This window comes from Aquimarina mytili (assembly GCF_016735115.1).
Classification (GTDB): domain Bacteria; phylum Bacteroidota; class Bacteroidia; order Flavobacteriales; family Flavobacteriaceae; genus Aquimarina; species Aquimarina mytili.
In genome coordinates this window covers 301,499-317,750 of the sequence record NZ_JAERQJ010000002.1, presented here as the reverse complement: position 1 = coordinate 317,750, position 16,252 = coordinate 301,499, and the positions used below count along the sequence as shown (strand labels likewise).

Sequence of the window (16,252 nt, the reverse complement as noted above, 5' to 3'; positions counted from 1 at the left end):
TAAATTAAATCAATAACATCATTTCTGAGCTATGATAATTTATTTCTTCAATTTATTGAATTTTTTCATAGCGTCAATGATGGTGTTTGTTGGTATTGATGGTACTGTATGCCCTTCATGACCAGTCATTGTTTCGGCGGTAAATAAAGAATTTATGATTGCTTCTTCTGTGGCTTCAATAGTTGCTTGAAATAGAGGGGTAACCTCTTCATTTCTTAGTACTTTCAATGCATTAAAAGAAGATTCGCTTTTATTGGGTACTAAGTTTTCTTTTGCTGTTGACATGGCAATTACAAAATCTCCACTACCATTAGACGCAATTCCACCAGTTTTTGCTAACCCTAACATGGCTCTTTTTGCAATTCGTTCTAAATTTCTTGAATCTAACGGAGCATCAGTAATAACAACCATCATGCATGAGCCATCCGCACTATATTGACTGTATTTAGAGAGTCTATCTAATTCTTTGTCAATAGGAACACCATTTATCTCGAGTACACCTCCAAAATTAGTTTGAACAAGGACACCTAATGTAAAGCCGCCTACAGATTTTGGTAACACCCTTGAGGCAGTTCCAATACCACCTTTATATTCAAAACAAACAGTACCTGTACCGGCACCAACATTCCCTTCCTGCACAATTCCGGGCGATGCATTTTGAAGAGCTTCTAAAACATGTTTTTGATGTACATGTCTTCCTCGAATATCATTTAACCAACCATCATTGGTTTCTCCAACAACAGAGTTTACCGATTTCACCTCTTTATTTTCGGGATTTTCCAACGTATAACTGATAAGAGCCTCAGTAGCAGCGGCTACACTAAGAGTATTTGTTAGTATGACAGGAGTTTCAATATTACCTAATTCTTTAACTTGGCTATATCCGGCCAATTTTCCATAACCATTACCAATATATATAGCAGCGGGAACTTTATTTTGATAAATATTATCTTCATGAGGAATTATTGCCGTTACCCCAGTTCTAATATTATCTCCCTCAATTAAAGTGGTATGTCCAACTTTAACTCCTTTAACATCGGTAATAGCATTATTTTTTCCTGGTTCTAGGACTCCAATTTCTATTCCATAATCTCGTGCTCTCTTTTGTTGGGCCAACATACTTGAAGAAATTAAAACCATAAACAAAACTCTAAATTTATTCATTATTTACTTGTTATACGTATTAAGTATCAAAACGAGGTATACTATGTGTATTATGCACGTTTGGTATTGGTTTTTTGCTTTTTACGAAGTTTAAAGTTTAAAAACTCAACAAGTAAAGAGAATGCAATAGTAAAGTATAGGTAGCCTTTAGGAATTGTACCTACTTCACTATCAAATATTTGTAAGTGTGCTAAATGTGCAGCTTCAGCGATTAGCATAAATCCAATAAGGATTAAAAATGAAAGTCCAAGAATTTGAACAGATGGATGTTTGTTAACAAAACGCCCTACCGGTGTTGCAAATATCATCATAATTAATACAGAAACAACAACCGCTATAACCATTATTAATAATGCATCGTTAGGATCATCACTTAACCCATTTGTCATCCCGACAGCCGTAAGTATAGAATCAAATGAGAAAACCACATTAATCAATGTAATTTGTACAATTGCATTTGATAAAGATGAGGAGCTTTTTTCTTGTATTTCTTTTTCTTCTTCTCCTTTTTCTTCAACTTTTTCATGTATTTCGTGTACACTTTTGTACAACAAGAAAATTCCTCCACCAAATAAGATTAAAGCTTGACCACTAATACCAGCTTCTATCCATGGCAAGTTAATGTGCCAGAAAGGAGCTTCCATGGCAACCAATAATGAGATACCAAACAATAGAATGATTCGCATCACCATTGCAAGTATTAAACCAATATTGGTAGCTTTTTTCTGTTGTTGTTCTGGAAGTTTACTTGATGCCAACGAAATAAAGATGATATTATCAATCCCAAGTACGATTTCTAAAAAAGTAAGTGTTAATAAAGCGACCCAGGCGTCAGCCGATGCGAAAATTTCAAACATTATTTTATTTTTTTTGCGGTTCCACGTTGTTTTTTTGCTGCACCTACCAATCCATATTCGAATGTGTACGTGTTCTTGTCTGTAGTTAAGATCTTCATATGTATTGCTTTTTCTTCAGTCATATTCTTTGGATGCAATTTTTGTACAATATATTCGCAATCATTAATCCAACGAATACTAGCAGTATCTACACGCTCTCTAAAAAAATCAATTTCTATAGAATCGGTTCTCACAAAAGTCGTTTTAGCCAATTCACCATCAAGAAAGGTTTCAAATTCAAATGTTCCTGTATGAAAATTTACACAGTCCCGGTTCTGTTGATAACAACCAGTTTGAAGTAGAGGTAGGAGAAATAGTAAAGCAATTCGCTTCATATAAAAATTTAAACTTAAAACGAAAATAATTCTATTTCCAGAAAATTTACAATAAGGAGAGAAAAAGTTGTTAAGATTTTTTCATTTGATAACTATTAAAACTACCATCGGCATAAAAAATTACAATACGATCTATTTCGTTGTCATCTGAAATTGATCCAGAGATTTTTTGTAAAGGAGGAGGCGGGGTACTCTCTGGTTTTATATTTTCATTCTCCTGAACAGGTTGAGAAAATAAATCTTTCTCAGGTTCTAAAATGGAAGAGGAAGATTGTTGTACAGAAACAGGAGTTTCAATTTTGGAAACCGCAGCAGGTTCTGTAATACTTTCTGATTTAGGAAATGTTCCCTTTCCGTATAATAACCATTGTATATCTACATCTGTATATGCCTCTGTAATTTTCATTACAAAATCTAAGCTGGGTTTATTTCTTCCACTTAAAATATGAGAAATAGAAGAACGTCCTACACCCATATAGTCAGCAAAAGAAGAAGCCGATACTGCGTAGTAATCCATTATTTTTTGGATTCTTTTTCCAAAATCCTTGTTGTTTACCATTGTAAACCTGTTTTAACTGTTTAACACGTTACAAAGGTAAACAAATTAAGTAAAACATCATGTTTACAATTGTAACACCAGCGGTAATTGATGTTAATAATTACTTAAGGTAAATAACTTTAAATATCTGATTAATAAAGTTTTAATAATTAAATTTAAGATACTCATAATAATTTGTGAATACTTATGATACATTTGGAAACTATATAACAAATACTGTTTACTTTGTTAAACAAATGAATATATTCACATTGTTTACAATTGTAACTAAAGGGTATTTACAATTGTAAATGAGGGATCGGTTTACATCTGTAAATTAAAGCTGGTTTGTTATGATACTTTAATAAACTATAGTAATTTCGTGGTCATTATAGACAACACATGGATATTAAGACACTACAAAATCTGTTTACTCAGTATAAAGAATCTTCCTTATTTGGACGGTATATTAATCTAGATCATATCACCCCTCTTTTAGATTTTTTATCTTCTAAAATTGATATTAAAGAACTTGGAACTTCAGAGAATAATGTTCCTATACATGTAATAAAAATTGGTCATGGACCAAAGAAGCTTTTGTTTTGGTCTCAAATGCATGGTAATGAAAGTACGACGACTAAAGCCGTGTTTGATCTTTTAAATTTCTTGATTGATTCGCAAAATATACTTGCCAAAGAAATTTTAGAACAATGTACCTTACATATTGTTCCGATTCTTAGTCCAGATGGCGCCAAGTTATATACAAGACATAATTATAATAATATTGATCTTAATAGAGATGCACAAAACAGAACGCAGAAGGAAAGTATTGTTTTAAACAACCTTATTAATACCATACAACCGGATTTTGCATTTAATCTTCATGGGCAACGAACTATTTTTAGTGCAGGAGATACGAATCATCCTGCCACGGTATCGTTTTTATCTCCAGCTGGCGATAAAGAATGCTCTATTACTCCAAGTCGTAAGATCGCAATGGAGATCATTGCTGAAATGAATACAATGCTTCAGAAAATGATTCCTAACCAGGTAGGGCGTTATGATGATGGTTTTAATATTAATTGTGTTGGTGATACATTATCGCATCAAGGAATTCCAACAATTTTGTTTGAAGCCGGACATTATCCAGAAGATTATGATCGAGAGGTTACAAGAGAGTATATATTTTATTCATTAATTGCTGCGATTCAATATATAGCTAGAATTACAATCAAAGGAGACAAGTATGATGGTTATTTTTTAATTCCTGAAAACTCAAAATGCTTCTATGATATTATTATACGAGATGTCATTTTGGAAGGAAAAAATGTCGATATAGCCATTCAATATACCGAAAAATTGGTCGAAAATAATGTGAAATTCGTACCGAAAGTTGTTAAAATTGAAAATTTGCGAAAATTTTACGGACATCGGGAAATTATCGGCAAAAAAAGAGTAATTTCTTCCGAAAACGTTGGAAATATGATAGTTCCCGAGACTGAGTTGTTAAAATTTCGGTTAAATTCTGAATTATTCTCAATAGAATAGGTAAAAAGATGAAATAAAATGTGTGAAAACTTTATTTTTCTGTTATTTTTGCAATGTAAATAATCGGGAAAATAATACGAATTACTATGGCAAAATTTAAATTAGACGAAGTTGATCACCAAATTTTGGATATGTTGATTGAAAATACTCGTACACCATTTACGGATATTGCAAAGAAACTATTAATTTCTGCAGGTACCGTTCATGTACGTGTTAAAAAAATGGAAGAAGCTGGAATTATAGAAGGTTCTTCTTTAACATTAGATTACAGAAAATTAGGGTATTCTTTTATTGCATATGTTGGGATCTATCTTCAAAACACTTCTCAAACAAAATTTGTTTTACAAAGAATTAATGAAATACCTTTTGTAACTGTAGCTCATATTACTACTGGAAAATTTAATATTTTCTGTAAAGTTAGAGCCAAGGATACAAACCATGCTAAGGATATCATCTTTATGTTGGATGATATCGATGGAGTGTATCGTACCGAAACTATGATTTCATTAGAAGAGAGTATTAATGATAAGAAACGCTTAATGCATTCTATTTTCCAGGAAATGTAAAGGGCATTTATCTGATATAATATCAAATAGCCCTTTAGGAATAACTCTTAGAGGGCTTTTTTGTTGTTAAGTAATCTATTCGATTATAACCTATATAGATTTTTAACGACCTTTTATTAACCACTAACTAGTATTACCACCACAAAATGGCTAGAAAACCAAAAATCGAACGTTTTAACGAAAATGTACTGGCAAAATACCAGATATACAATAGTATATTAATCACTTTGCCTTTTGATACCGTTACCAAAACAGGAGTTTTATTACCTCTTTTTAAAGAAGTATGTGAAAAAGGGTATGAGGAGCACAAAAACCCAACAGAAATTGTAGAGAACTTCTTTACCTTATACCAGGATAACCCATCAGAGAAAGAACGTCATGATCTTTTGTTTAGGTTTATTCAATATATAGAGCGTCAAGTTGTATTATTTGATGCAATCGAAGATGCCGCCTTTCCTGTTGTAAATAATATGGATGGTCGAGGTACATTAAGAAGTATTAAAGAAGAAGCACAAGCAAAGGGACAACTAGATGAGCTTAAAGAGTATTTAAGACGTTTTAAGATTCGTCCTACGCTAACAGCGCATCCCACTCAGTTTTATCCCGGTACAGTGTTGGGGATTATTCATGATTTGGATGATGCAATACGAAATAATGATTTGTCCGAAATCAAAAAATTATTAGCGCAACTCGGTAAAACAGCTTTTTTCAAAAAAGAAAAACCAACTCCATATGATGAAGCGGTTAGCTTAATTTGGTATTTAGAAAATGTATTTTACCATTCTGCTAGTAAGATTTATAATTATGTACAACAAAATATTTTTGAAGGCGAAGATCTTGATAATGACTTAATCAATTTAGGATTTTGGCCTGGAGGAGATAGGGATGGAAATCCTTTTGTAACTACCGAAACCACTTTAAAAGTTGCTAAGAGACTGCGTAAAACAATCTTAATCAACTATTATCGTGATATACGAGAATTAAAGCGTAGAATAACTTTTGGTAATCTGCAGGATAAAATTACTGTTCTTGAAAATGCATTATACGATAATTTCTATTACGCAAAAACTGCTGAGCCTTTATCGGTAGAGACATTAATGAATGGTTTGTTAGAGATCAAAGAAGAATTAATCTCAGAACATCAGTCTTTATTTCTTGAAGAGTTACAAGACTTAATTAATAAAGTAAAGATTTTTGGGTTCCACTTTGGTACTTTAGATATTCGACAAGATTCTAGAGTGCACCATAAAGTATTGACCGAAATTGTAAATAAAACTATTGAGCTAGATTTAGGGATTTTTCCGGATAACTATATGTCATTGTCTGAAGAAGAGCAAATCAATGTGCTTTCTAATGTAAGTGGAAAATTGGATCCTTCAATTTTTGAAGAAGATATGGCTAGAGCTACTTTAGAATCCATTTATGCTATAAAAACTATTCAGCTTAAAAATGGCGAACGAGCTGCGAACCGCTACATTATTAGTAATAATGGGAATGAACTTAATGTAATGGAAACTTTTGCCATGATTAGGCTTTGTGATTGGGAGCTTCCTTCTGTAGATGTCATTCCTTTATTTGAAACGGTTCCAGACCTAAAGGTTGCTCATCAGGTGATGGAATCTTTGTATAGCAATCCTGTATACATGGAGCATCTGAAACGCCGCGGAATGAAACAAACTATTATGCTAGGGTTTTCTGACGGTACAAAAGACGGTGGATACCTGATGGCAAATTGGGGAATTTTTAAAGCGAAAGAAGAATTAACTGAAGTTTCTAGAAAATATGATGTAAAAGTAGTCTTCTTTGATGGTAGAGGAGGACCTCCAGCCAGAGGAGGAGGTAACACCAATCAGTTTTATGCATCACTTGGACCAACTGTCGAGGATGAAGAAATACAGTTAACGGTTCAAGGGCAGACTATTAGCTCTAATTTTGGAACCTTGGATTCTTGTCAATATAATCTTGAACAATTGCTGGGAGCAGGTGTCGAAAATGAATTGACAAATAATGAGAGTAATCTTTTTTCTGTAGAGAATAAAGAAACCATGCAAGAGCTTGCAGATATAAGTTATCAGACCTATGTAGATTTTAAAAATCACCCGAAGTTTCTTCCGTATTTAGAGCATATGAGTACGTTGAAATACTACGGAAAAGCCAATATTGGTAGTCGTCCGTCTAAACGAAGTAAAAGCGCTACTCTGGATTTTGGAGATTTACGTGCTATACCTTTTGTAGGAAGTTGGAGTCAGTTAAAACAAAATGTACCTGGTTTTTATGGAGTAGGTACTGCTCTTAAAGTATTTGAAGATCGTGGAGAGTTTGATAAAGTAACTTCGTTATATAAAGATTCTGCTTTCTTTAGAGCATTGATAGGCAATAGTATGATGAGCCTTACGAAGTCGTTTTTTGAACTCACTTCATATATGAAGGAAAATAAAGAATATGGCGCTTTTTGGGATGTTATTCATAATGAATATCTCTTAACTAAGAGGTTGTTATTTAAACTTACAGGGTATTCAGAATTAATGCAAAATGAGCCAGCTGGTAAAGCATCTATTGATATTAGAGAGAATATTGTTTTACCATTACTAACGATACAACAATATGCATTGAAAAAAATACAGGAGTTGAATCAATCTCAAAAAACTGATCCTAAAGATTTAGAGATTTATGAGAAAATGGTCACTCGTTCTTTATTCGGGAATATAAATGCCAGTCGTAATTCGGCTTAATATATAAAGTACTGTTAAGAAGTTTATCTAATGAGGTAGGAATTATTACATTTCTACCTCATTTAATTTTATAAAACAATTTTTCAAGTATAAGAATGAAGAATTGTATTTATTTTCATACTGGTTCAGGCTAAAAACTATAAAACATTAACTATGTTATCTCAAGTAAAAGAAGAAGAATTCAATTCGTATTATAGTACATATATCTCTAAGGCAGAGCATGCTGATATTGCTGAAGGTTTAGGGGTTGAAAGAAAGGAGTTTGTAACTTTTGTAGAATCTATTCCTGAAGAAAAGTGGTCCTATGCCTATGCAGAAAATAAATGGACAATAGCTGAAGTATTACAACATATTATTGATACAGAACGTATTTTTGCATATCGGGCATTACGCTTTGCTCGTCAAGACAAAACACCTTTAGCAGGTTTTGAACAAGATGATTATGTGCCCAACTCTAATGCTAATCAGTATAGCAAACATGAGCTAATATCTGATTTTATAGGCGCACGTAATAATTCGATTGCGTTATTTAAGAGTTTTACCGATGATATGTTATTGCATATTGGAGAAGCTAGTGGTAGTCCTATGAGTGCAAGAGCAGCAGGGTATATATTGCAAGGACATCAAAAGCATCATCTTCAGGTTATTAAGGAGCGATATCTATAGTGTTTTTAAGTTCTTTGTTTTTGTCAAGAGTGTTAATTGCATCGTCAGGAGTGTTAGCTGAGATGTCAGAAGAAGAGTATAGTTAAAAAATAATAGAATGACTAAAGAAGAAGTAGCAAGAAATTATCTTTTATATCTCGAAAAAGGAGAAATAGATAAAATAATTGATCTTTTTGCTGCAGATGGGATTGTCGTATCTCCTTTATACGGAACAAAATCTGCAAAAGATTTTTATGAAGTCTTGTCTACAGGTACAAACACTTCTAAATTACAATTGGATGGCTTGTTTTTTGAAAAAGACTCCAATCGCGTCTCATTACTTTTTGATTATCACTGGGAGCTTAAGCATGGTGAAATAGTGGATTTTAAAGTGGTTGATATTATTGAGCTTACTACTGAAAATAAGATCAAAAAACTAACCATACTGTATGATACAGTAAGAAGTAGGGCTGCCTTAAACAATTTAAATCTAAAGTAAAAAGACTGAAGTTCAACAAGTAAGTAGGGTTAAATATTTTCTTTTCGCTTCTTACTTTCTTTTAATGTGCTAGACAAATACGCTGTAAAATTGAAAGTGTTGTTATTATCACCTCCAATGGTTTGACCTACCCATGTTTCTAAGTGCCCCATTTTGTTAACCTTATGGATTGCTCTAGGAAAATTACTGTCTATTTTAGTATCAAAAGCATCAACTACAAAAATATTGATATTAAGATCACGAGCCACTTCTTTATCAATCTCTGATGCTGCTTCAATATTTATTTCATAAAAATTTAAGGTTTTTGGATGCCCATGTACCTCGGCTAATAACATTAAACCTTCGGCTACTCTTGGCGCGCCTGTCTTTCCAATTTTATAGGTTTCTATAATAGACTGTGTTTTAAATATTCTGTTTGGGCTTAGTTCTCGTTTCGCAAAAACTTGACCGCTATTTACATCTAGTACAATATATAATTGATGTTCAAGGCCTTCTAGAGCTGTATCTTCACCTAGCAACTGTATCTCTTTTTGTATCTGGTTTTCGTCAAAAACAATGATATAACTATTTTTATGAAGTTCTTTTACTCCTTCCTTAGATTTAGGTCCGCCTTTTTCTTCGATTACAAAATCCCATTCTCTTTTATCAATTACCCTTAAGTTAGTAGTACCAGCCCTGTCTCTTCCTAATACTTCACCGGTTAATCGATCGATATAATCGTCACCATATTTGTTTACCTGAGAAAATGTAAGGTGTTTTTGGTCAAATTTTGAATAAAAAATGTCGCTGATGTGATTTATGTATATACTAATTATTCCATCTTTATTATTATGAAAAGAGTAGAGGTTTGTGGTAGAATTTAGGAATAGCATGCATGCCAATAGTGATATTTTACAATATAAAATATTCATAAGAGATTGTAATAAAAGGGTAAATTACTTTTTTTGTTCTCTTAAATTTAAGAAAAAAATCAATACCAAACTCAAATCCTACAGTATGGCTTTTATGGATTCTAGATTTAATTCATGACCACCAGGATGTGTTTTAAATTGGATCTGAGGTAAAATTTGTTTCACCCTTTCTTTCTCGGCTTCAACTTTTTCGATTTCAAAATATGGGTCTTCAGCTCCAACAATATGTGTGATTTTTGTGGTGTGTGTTAGAAAATCAAAGTCTTCTTTATGTAATTCTTTCGGAAAGCCGCCAGATATCATTATATACGCATTACACTTAATTTTTCGACTAGCGATCCAACGACTGGCTATACTTACTCCTTGAGAATATCCCAAAACGATAAAGTTTGTTTGTTTCAGGATTTTTTCATTTTCTACTATAGCATCAACGTATCTTAGTACGTTTTCAGTTTCGGCTGTTGTATTTTCTTTGGTGAGCCAACTAGAACCAACTCTCCTGTAATCCTCGCCTTTGTAATATTTTGAAGGGGCTTGCGGAGCAATGAAATAATTTTCTTCTTTATTCATATTCTCAAATAATCGAATAAAATATCGGCTTAGATATCCAATACCATGAAAAACTAGCCATACATTTTTTGTTTTATCGGTTAATTGATTTAAAGTAGAGTAGGAGTTGGTGGTTTGGTAGGATACCTTTTTTTCTTCAGAATTCATGTGTGCTCGCTATAATTTTATTGATAGTGTATTTAGTTAAGATCAAACCATTGATTAACTAGTGGCCACAAGGTATCTTGATTTTTCTTTCTAAAAAAATCAAAGTGACCAATAGTTTTTAAGTTGTACTCTGATGGCTTAAGATGTTTTCTGTTTACATCGGCATTGCAGTACACTCTTTCGCCTAAAATGTCTACCGATTTTTTTGGAGCGAACAAATCATCTTCAATACTAACTAACAGCATTGGTGCTTTAATTTCTTGGTAATAGGTTATTGATCTACTTTCGGTAAAATGTAACATAGAATCAGGATGCAATAAATACGTAGTCCAGTCCTTTGCAGCTCTTGTGGTTAAAGGTCTTCCTAATCCAAACCAACTAGAAGGATAATATCCTAAAACACTGGTAGTAATCGGAACAAAAAACTTAAAATTTAAATAGATGAGCAGCTGCATTTTTAATGTAAAATGTTTGTAAAAACCAAACTGTGAAGCAATAGTAAGGTATTTGTCATAATACTGATATCCATCGCTAAAGCCAATGCTGTTTCCACCAAAACTATGACCAATCAAATATTGCTGGTTGTTGGGGTACTCTTCTTTTGCGTGTTTTGAGACAGCTTTAAAATCTGAAGCCCAGGAGAAAAAACCATGTGCCTTAAGAGATTGAATACTTTTTGACATAGAGTTCCCAATACCTCGATAATCAAAAGTAAAAACATTACACCCCTTATTTGTTAAGTATTCAGCTAAACTGAAATAAAATTTTTGCGGAACAGCTACCGCTGGAGCAAATACGATTGTTTTGTTATTAGGTTTCAGCGGAGTGAATTCATGAACCGAAATAGGATATCCATCAAAGGATTTAACAGTGTATGATTCCATTTTTTTATTGTATTTGTGTTTTTATCTGAGCGTCAAAGAAGGATATGATCTTATTGAAATATTGATCACGATGAGGAGATTTTGGTATTTGCGCATGTTTTGCATTAGAAAAGATGTGAACATCTGATGGTATAGGTATAGCCTTACTGAAAAGATCTCCAGCATCATTTTTTATATATTCATCATTGTCGAGGTAGATGAAAAGGATATTTTTAAGGCTATGAGCTCCTTTGATTCTATCGATCATACGAATCTCTTTTTTAAGCCCGGGATTTAGAAATCCCATAAGTTTTAAAACGTTATTTGCTAACGGAAATTTCACCCAAAATTCTTCAAGAGTGTTTGCTGCGCTTTCTACAATAGCAAATTCGTAGTTATGATCCTCTGCAAATGCTATTGTTGCCCATTGCCCTCCAAGGGATATTCCTAAATACCCTAACGGAACATCAGGAAACACTTCTTTGGCTACTTTTCCAGCTGAAATAATATCTTTGTGATAAAAGAAATTTCCAGTTTCGCTTTCTCCAAATCCATTGATATCAAAAACCAAAACATTATAACCGTTATCTCTAAGGATATCAGTATATCCATTTTTTAAGTAATATCCTTTGGCATCCTTACCCATGGGGTGTCCTAAAACAATAGTAGCTTTAGTAACATCTAGTTTAGAGCTTGCATATAGCCCTTTTAGTAATGCTCCAGAATTACTATGAAAAGATATGGCAGTCCAATCATTTTGTGAAGCTAAAGGCAGCGGATTTTTCCATTCGACCATGAATCTTCCAAAAAATGGCTTCTTCATGAGTTTATAATATAATTTCATATTTTAAGTAATATTATTTTTTCCATTCTGGCGATAGCATTATTCAAGTACTTAGGGTCTTCATAGATTTGCGTTAATAAAATGCCACCTTCAATATCCTGTACCATTTGCTCTGCCAATATTATTGATTCTTCAGAAGAGTAATTAGTCTCTAATAATTGCTGCAAACCAGTTATAAAATCACTGAAAAAAGATTGTATTTCTTTTTTGTATGTCGGATTAAGATGGATAGTTTCAAGTGCTGTATTTGCCATAATGCACCCACCATCAGCTATCCTAAATATCTTATTCATAAGTTGTTTCATACTTTCGACTTTTTCTGGAAGAGATAAGGAGGTACTGGCAATGATTTTAAACAGGTTGTGTTTAAAGTAACTATAAACGGTTGAAAGTACCTCCTCTATTAATTCTTCTTTATTATTAAAATAGTAATAGAAATGTGATTTCTGAATACCGCAAGTTTTAGCTAACTCGCTCATACTACTTTTAGAAACACCTTTTTTTCTAAGTACCGGAATTACCTTTTTTAAGACTTCTTCTTTAGAGGTTTTGATTTTAGGCATATTTTATTGAACGTTCGTTAAAATAATAAATATAGTTAGAATTTTTAAAAGCCATTGTTTATTTTTACTTAAAATTTTAAAAACACAAATGCATCTTAACAAAAAAGAAATATTAGAACAATGCGCAAAAATGTGCCCCAACACACTTTTAGAAACATTAGAGATATCTTTTTCTGAAGTAGGAGAAGACTATTTGATAGCCAAAATGCCGGTAACTCCAAAAGTACACCAACCGGATGGGGTGTTGCATGGCGGTGCTATGGTAGCTTTGGCAGAGAGTGTGGGGAGTGCGGCTTCTTATATCTTCTTGAATTCGAAGGATTTTTTTATTAGAGGAATAGAAATTTCGGCAAATCATGTTAAGAGTGTTAAAGAGGGATATGTGTTTGCCAAAGCAGAAGCTATACATAGAGGAAGAACTACGCAACTTTGGAGCATAAAAATCCGAGATGAAGAAGAGAACCTGATCTCAGTCATTAAATTAACGACCATTTCACTTCCAAAAAACAAGTAGTATGAACGTAGAAGATGTTTATGCTAACATTCAAGAACAGTTAGATCAAGAATTGCCTTTTGTTGTGTATAAAAAAGCTGCCAAAAACCAATTACAGTGTTTTCTTCAGCAAAACGACTTATGGTATGAATTGGATGATGATTTCAAATCCGGTTTTATTTTTGCTCCATTTGATAACGCTAAAAAAGATGTGCTAATTCCTTTAGATAAAAGTGTACACTATAGCGTTGATATTACGCCTGGCTCAATTCAAAAAGTAAATGTCTTTGTAGATGTAGAGGAGGATGCTTTGGATAAACAGGAAACAAAAGAAAGACATAGACTACTGGTTAATAAAGCAATTCAAAATATTAAACAAGGTAGTATAAAAAAAGTAGTTCTATCTCGAAAAGAAGAAGTCAAAAGCCCTGAAGCAAATCCTTTGTTTATTTTTAAAAGGTTGGTAGAAAAATATCCAAAAGCTTTTGTGTATTTGTGGTATCACCCGAAAGTAGGTATGTGGTTAGGGGCAACACCCGAAACATTATTAGATGTCCAAAATGATCAGTTCTCTACCATGGCGTTGGCAGGAACGCAAGCATATCAATCTAATGGAGATGCAACTTGGGATGATAAAGAAATTGAAGAACAAGAAATTGTGACAGAATTTATAGTAAAAGCATTGTCACCTATTTCTAGTAATATTATTTCATCAAAAACCTATACCCACAGGGCAGGAACATTATTACATTTACGCACAGATATCAAAGGAGATTTAAACTCAGAGGTATCAGAGATAGAAAATGTAATCAAAGTATTACACCCCACGCCTGCAGTTTGTGGATTGCCTAAAGACGAGGCGAAATCTTTTATCTTGAGGAATGAAGGGTATGATAGAAAATTTTATACTGGATTTTTAGGGGAACTAAATATACAGAGCGATAAAAAAACAACATCCAATTTATTTGTCAATCTTCGTTGTATGGAAATAGAGGATCAAAACATAAGTCTTTATATAGGCGGCGGTATCACTAAAGATTCAGATCCAGACAAAGAATGGGAAGAAACTGTAAGGAAAACTGCAACCATGAAAAACGTTTTGTTTTAATTTACATTCAAAAGATTGGGGTAAATTATTCCGATATTGTAATTTAGCTCTCTGAATGAAAAAACGTTTATATTCCAAAATTCCCTTAGCACAAACTATAGTTGCTTTATGCGAAGCAAAAGGGATTCATCATATAGTTATATCACCAGGATCTCGTAATGCTCCTCTTACCATTGGATTTAGTGAGCATCCCGAGATGAAATGTTATAGCATTGTCGATGAGCGATGTGCAGCATTTTTTGCTCTGGGGATTGCACAGCAGATTCAAAAACCAGTAGCACTTGTATGTACCTCTGGTAGTGCTCTTTTAAATTATTATCCTGCAATTTCTGAAGCATTTTATAGCGATATTCCATTAGTGGTGCTTAGCGCGGATCGCCCTATTGAAAGAATTGATATTGGTGATGGGCAAACTATACGTCAAAAAAATGTATTTGAAAATCATATTTTATATTCTGCAAATTTGTATTCTGAGGTTGTAGCCGAAACCAAGGTTAAGGATATTAAAATAAGACAGAAACAACGAGAAGCACAAAAACATAATGAGAGAGAAATTAATCTGGCACTTAATAGGGCTATAGAAAAAAAAGGCCCCGTTCATATTAATGTACCTTTTTATGAGCCTTTGTATGATAAAGTTGATCAGCCAACTGTTTTTCCTAAAAATATACCTATAGAGGATCCCCAGTATATTATTTCTGATGATTTACATTCTAAAATGATTAAAGAGTGGAATCAAGCAACTCGTAAAATGGTACTTGTCGGAGTTAACTCTCCAGAGAAAATTGATCAACAATGGATAGATTATTTTGCAAACGATCCTTCGGTTTTAGTGCTTACTGAGACAACATCTAATATACATCATTCATCCCATATTAATTGTATTGATCAATTAATTACATCGCTTACTAAAGAAGAGTTTGAAAATTTGCAACCAGATATTCTTTTAACAATTGGAGGTATGGTGATTTCAAAAAGAATCAAGGCGTTTTTAAGAGAATATCAACCAAAATCCCACTGGCATGTAGATGAAAAAAAAGCCTTTGATACTTATTTTTGCCTTACAGAACATATTAGACTAGATGTAAATTCTTTTTTTTCAGATTTCTTGCCTAAAACAAATACGATACAAGGCAACTATAAATCCACATGGGTTGCCGTGAGAGATCATAGAAGAATGCGGCATGCTGAATTTCTTAAACAATCTTCTTTTACAGATTTGACTGTGTTTGAAGCGATATTCGATAATATACCAGAGGATCAGATGATACAATTAAGTAATAGTTCAACCGTTCGGTATGCGCAACTATTTTCATTACACCCTTCTTTTAAGGTTTTTTGTAATAGAGGTACAAGTGGTATTGATGGTAGCACATCCACTGCTATTGGAGCAGCATTAGCATCTGGTACGCCTACAACTCTTATCACAGGTGACCTTAGCTTTTTTTATGACAGTAATGGATTATGGAATGCTTACATACCATCAAATTTCAAAATTATTTTGATTAATAATGGAGGAGGAGGAATTTTTAGAATCCTACCCGGTAAAGAAGAAAGTGATAACTTTAGTCAGTTTTTTGAAACTATTCATAACCTTTCGGCCGAGCATTTATGCAAAATGTACGGTATAGAGTATAATAAGGCTATTACTTTAGAAGAAGTAAATAATGGGATTCAGCAGATGTATATTCATAACGATTCTTCGCAATTACTAGAGATTTTTACACCGAGAAAAGAAAATGATAGTACTTTAATCGATTATTTCAGGTGTTTTGTCTAAATTGTTGGGTGTAAAACAATTTTTCAACTTAAAATTCCATTATAAATACT

17 protein-coding genes are annotated in these 16,252 nt (G+C 33.0%); 8 read left to right on the top strand and 9 right to left on the bottom strand.

Annotated elements, in window-relative coordinates:
• Positions 1 to 39: 39 nt before the first annotated feature.
• From JJQ60_RS06275 to JJQ60_RS06260, 4 genes are all read right to left on the bottom strand, one after another.
• Positions 40 to 1,164, bottom strand: a complete 1,125-nt coding sequence (locus JJQ60_RS06275) for a DmpA family aminopeptidase (RefSeq protein WP_201917793.1) — start codon at positions 1,162 to 1,164, stop codon at positions 40 to 42.
• A gap of 50 nt (positions 1,165 to 1,214) precedes the next feature.
• Positions 1,215 to 2,021, bottom strand: coding sequence for a TerC family protein (locus tag JJQ60_RS06270; protein WP_201917791.1), 807 nt, complete (start codon positions 2,019 to 2,021; stop codon positions 1,215 to 1,217).
• Positions 2,021 to 2,395, bottom strand: coding sequence for a DNA topoisomerase IV (locus tag JJQ60_RS06265; RefSeq protein WP_201917789.1), 375 nt, complete (start codon positions 2,393 to 2,395; stop codon positions 2,021 to 2,023). The genes JJQ60_RS06270 and JJQ60_RS06265 overlap by 1 nt, the downstream gene beginning before the upstream one ends.
• Positions 2,396 to 2,465: 70 nt before the next feature.
• A complete protein-coding gene (locus JJQ60_RS06260) occupies positions 2,466 to 2,954 on the bottom strand; it encodes a helix-turn-helix domain-containing protein (RefSeq protein ID WP_201917787.1) in 489 nt (162 codons plus the stop codon).
• Between the two features lie 381 nt (positions 2,955 to 3,335).
• Here JJQ60_RS06260 and JJQ60_RS06255 point away from each other — a divergent pair, with 381 nt between their 5' ends.
• From JJQ60_RS06255 to JJQ60_RS06235, 5 genes are all read left to right on the top strand, one after another.
• A complete protein-coding gene (locus tag JJQ60_RS06255) occupies positions 3,336 to 4,481 on the top strand; it encodes a M14 family zinc carboxypeptidase (protein ID WP_201917785.1) in 1,146 nt (381 codons plus the stop codon).
• An 86-nt stretch (positions 4,482 to 4,567) separates the two neighbouring features.
• Positions 4,568 to 5,047 (top strand): Lrp/AsnC family transcriptional regulator, encoded by a 480-nt coding sequence (locus JJQ60_RS06250; RefSeq protein WP_201917783.1) that lies wholly within the window; start codon positions 4,568 to 4,570, stop codon positions 5,045 to 5,047.
• A gap of 146 nt (positions 5,048 to 5,193) precedes the next feature.
• Entirely contained in the window at positions 5,194 to 7,779 is a 2,586-nt protein-coding gene (locus tag JJQ60_RS06245) for a phosphoenolpyruvate carboxylase (protein WP_201917781.1), read from the top strand.
• 153 nt (positions 7,780 to 7,932) lie between these two features.
• On the top strand, positions 7,933 to 8,445 hold the full coding sequence (locus tag JJQ60_RS06240) for a DinB family protein (RefSeq protein WP_201917779.1): 513 nt from the start codon (positions 7,933 to 7,935) through the stop codon (positions 8,443 to 8,445).
• Positions 8,446 to 8,542: 97 nt separating this feature from the next.
• Positions 8,543 to 8,923, top strand: a complete 381-nt coding sequence (locus tag JJQ60_RS06235; protein ID WP_201917777.1) for a nuclear transport factor 2 family protein — start codon at positions 8,543 to 8,545, stop codon at positions 8,921 to 8,923.
• Between the two features lie 29 nt (positions 8,924 to 8,952).
• Here JJQ60_RS06235 and JJQ60_RS06230 read toward each other — a convergent pair whose 3' ends face one another.
• From JJQ60_RS06230 to JJQ60_RS06210, 5 genes are all read right to left on the bottom strand, one after another.
• Complete coding sequence (locus tag JJQ60_RS06230; RefSeq protein ID WP_201917775.1) at positions 8,953 to 9,834, bottom strand: hypothetical protein; 882 nt, start codon at positions 9,832 to 9,834, stop codon at positions 8,953 to 8,955.
• Between the two features lie 78 nt (positions 9,835 to 9,912).
• A complete protein-coding gene (locus JJQ60_RS06225; RefSeq protein WP_201917773.1) occupies positions 9,913 to 10,551 on the bottom strand; it encodes an alpha/beta hydrolase in 639 nt (212 codons plus the stop codon).
• Positions 10,552 to 10,583: 32 nt separating this feature from the next.
• Complete coding sequence (locus tag JJQ60_RS06220; protein WP_201917771.1) at positions 10,584 to 11,435, bottom strand: alpha/beta hydrolase family protein; 852 nt, start codon at positions 11,433 to 11,435, stop codon at positions 10,584 to 10,586.
• A 4-nt stretch (positions 11,436 to 11,439) separates the two neighbouring features.
• Entirely contained in the window at positions 11,440 to 12,237 is a 798-nt protein-coding gene (locus tag JJQ60_RS06215) for an alpha/beta hydrolase (RefSeq protein ID WP_201917769.1), read from the bottom strand.
• A gap of 17 nt (positions 12,238 to 12,254) precedes the next feature.
• Positions 12,255 to 12,821, bottom strand: coding sequence for a TetR/AcrR family transcriptional regulator (locus tag JJQ60_RS06210; RefSeq protein WP_201917767.1), 567 nt, complete (start codon positions 12,819 to 12,821; stop codon positions 12,255 to 12,257).
• A gap of 88 nt (positions 12,822 to 12,909) precedes the next feature.
• Here JJQ60_RS06210 and JJQ60_RS06205 point away from each other — a divergent pair, with 88 nt between their 5' ends.
• The 3 genes from JJQ60_RS06205 to menD are packed head-to-tail and all read left to right on the top strand — an operon-like array spanning position 12,910 to position 16,202.
• A complete protein-coding gene (locus JJQ60_RS06205; protein ID WP_201917766.1) occupies positions 12,910 to 13,335 on the top strand; it encodes a PaaI family thioesterase in 426 nt (141 codons plus the stop codon).
• 1 nt (position 13,336) lies between these two features.
• A complete protein-coding gene (locus JJQ60_RS06200; RefSeq protein ID WP_201917764.1) occupies positions 13,337 to 14,422 on the top strand; it encodes an isochorismate synthase in 1,086 nt (361 codons plus the stop codon).
• Positions 14,423 to 14,477: 55 nt separating this feature from the next.
• Complete coding sequence (menD, locus tag JJQ60_RS06195) at positions 14,478 to 16,202, top strand: 2-succinyl-5-enolpyruvyl-6-hydroxy-3-cyclohexene-1-carboxylic-acid synthase (RefSeq protein ID WP_201917762.1); 1,725 nt, start codon at positions 14,478 to 14,480, stop codon at positions 16,200 to 16,202.
• Positions 16,203 to 16,252: the final 50 nt, after the last annotated feature.

Coding starts and splice junctions, on each gene's coding strand:
- JJQ60_RS06235 (WP_201917777.1), top strand. CDS start 8,543: ATGACTAAAGAAGAAGTAGCAAGAAATTATCTTTTATATCTCGAAAAA.
- JJQ60_RS06220 (WP_201917771.1), bottom strand. CDS start 11,435: ATGGAATCATACACTGTTAAATCCTTTGATGGATATCCTATTTCGGTT.
- JJQ60_RS06270 (WP_201917791.1), bottom strand. CDS start 2,021: ATGTTTGAAATTTTCGCATCGGCTGACGCCTGGGTCGCTTTATTAACA.
- JJQ60_RS06230 (WP_201917775.1), bottom strand. CDS start 9,834: ATGAATATTTTATATTGTAAAATATCACTATTGGCATGCATGCTATTC.
- JJQ60_RS06200 (WP_201917764.1), top strand. CDS start 13,337: ATGAACGTAGAAGATGTTTATGCTAACATTCAAGAACAGTTAGATCAA.
- JJQ60_RS06210 (WP_201917767.1), bottom strand. CDS start 12,821: ATGCCTAAAATCAAAACCTCTAAAGAAGAAGTCTTAAAAAAGGTAATT.
- menD (WP_201917762.1), top strand. CDS start 14,478: ATGAAAAAACGTTTATATTCCAAAATTCCCTTAGCACAAACTATAGTT.
- JJQ60_RS06240 (WP_201917779.1), top strand. CDS start 7,933: ATGTTATCTCAAGTAAAAGAAGAAGAATTCAATTCGTATTATAGTACA.
- JJQ60_RS06205 (WP_201917766.1), top strand. CDS start 12,910: ATGCATCTTAACAAAAAAGAAATATTAGAACAATGCGCAAAAATGTGC.
- JJQ60_RS06245 (WP_201917781.1), top strand. CDS start 5,194: ATGGCTAGAAAACCAAAAATCGAACGTTTTAACGAAAATGTACTGGCA.
- JJQ60_RS06250 (WP_201917783.1), top strand. CDS start 4,568: ATGGCAAAATTTAAATTAGACGAAGTTGATCACCAAATTTTGGATATG.
- JJQ60_RS06260 (WP_201917787.1), bottom strand. CDS start 2,954: ATGGTAAACAACAAGGATTTTGGAAAAAGAATCCAAAAAATAATGGAT.
- JJQ60_RS06225 (WP_201917773.1), bottom strand. CDS start 10,551: ATGAATTCTGAAGAAAAAAAGGTATCCTACCAAACCACCAACTCCTAC.
- JJQ60_RS06275 (WP_201917793.1), bottom strand. CDS start 1,164: ATGAATAAATTTAGAGTTTTGTTTATGGTTTTAATTTCTTCAAGTATG.
- JJQ60_RS06265 (WP_201917789.1), bottom strand. CDS start 2,395: ATGAAGCGAATTGCTTTACTATTTCTCCTACCTCTACTTCAAACTGGT.
- JJQ60_RS06255 (WP_201917785.1), top strand. CDS start 3,336: ATGGATATTAAGACACTACAAAATCTGTTTACTCAGTATAAAGAATCT.
- JJQ60_RS06215 (WP_201917769.1), bottom strand. CDS start 12,237: ATGAAGAAGCCATTTTTTGGAAGATTCATGGTCGAATGGAAAAATCCG.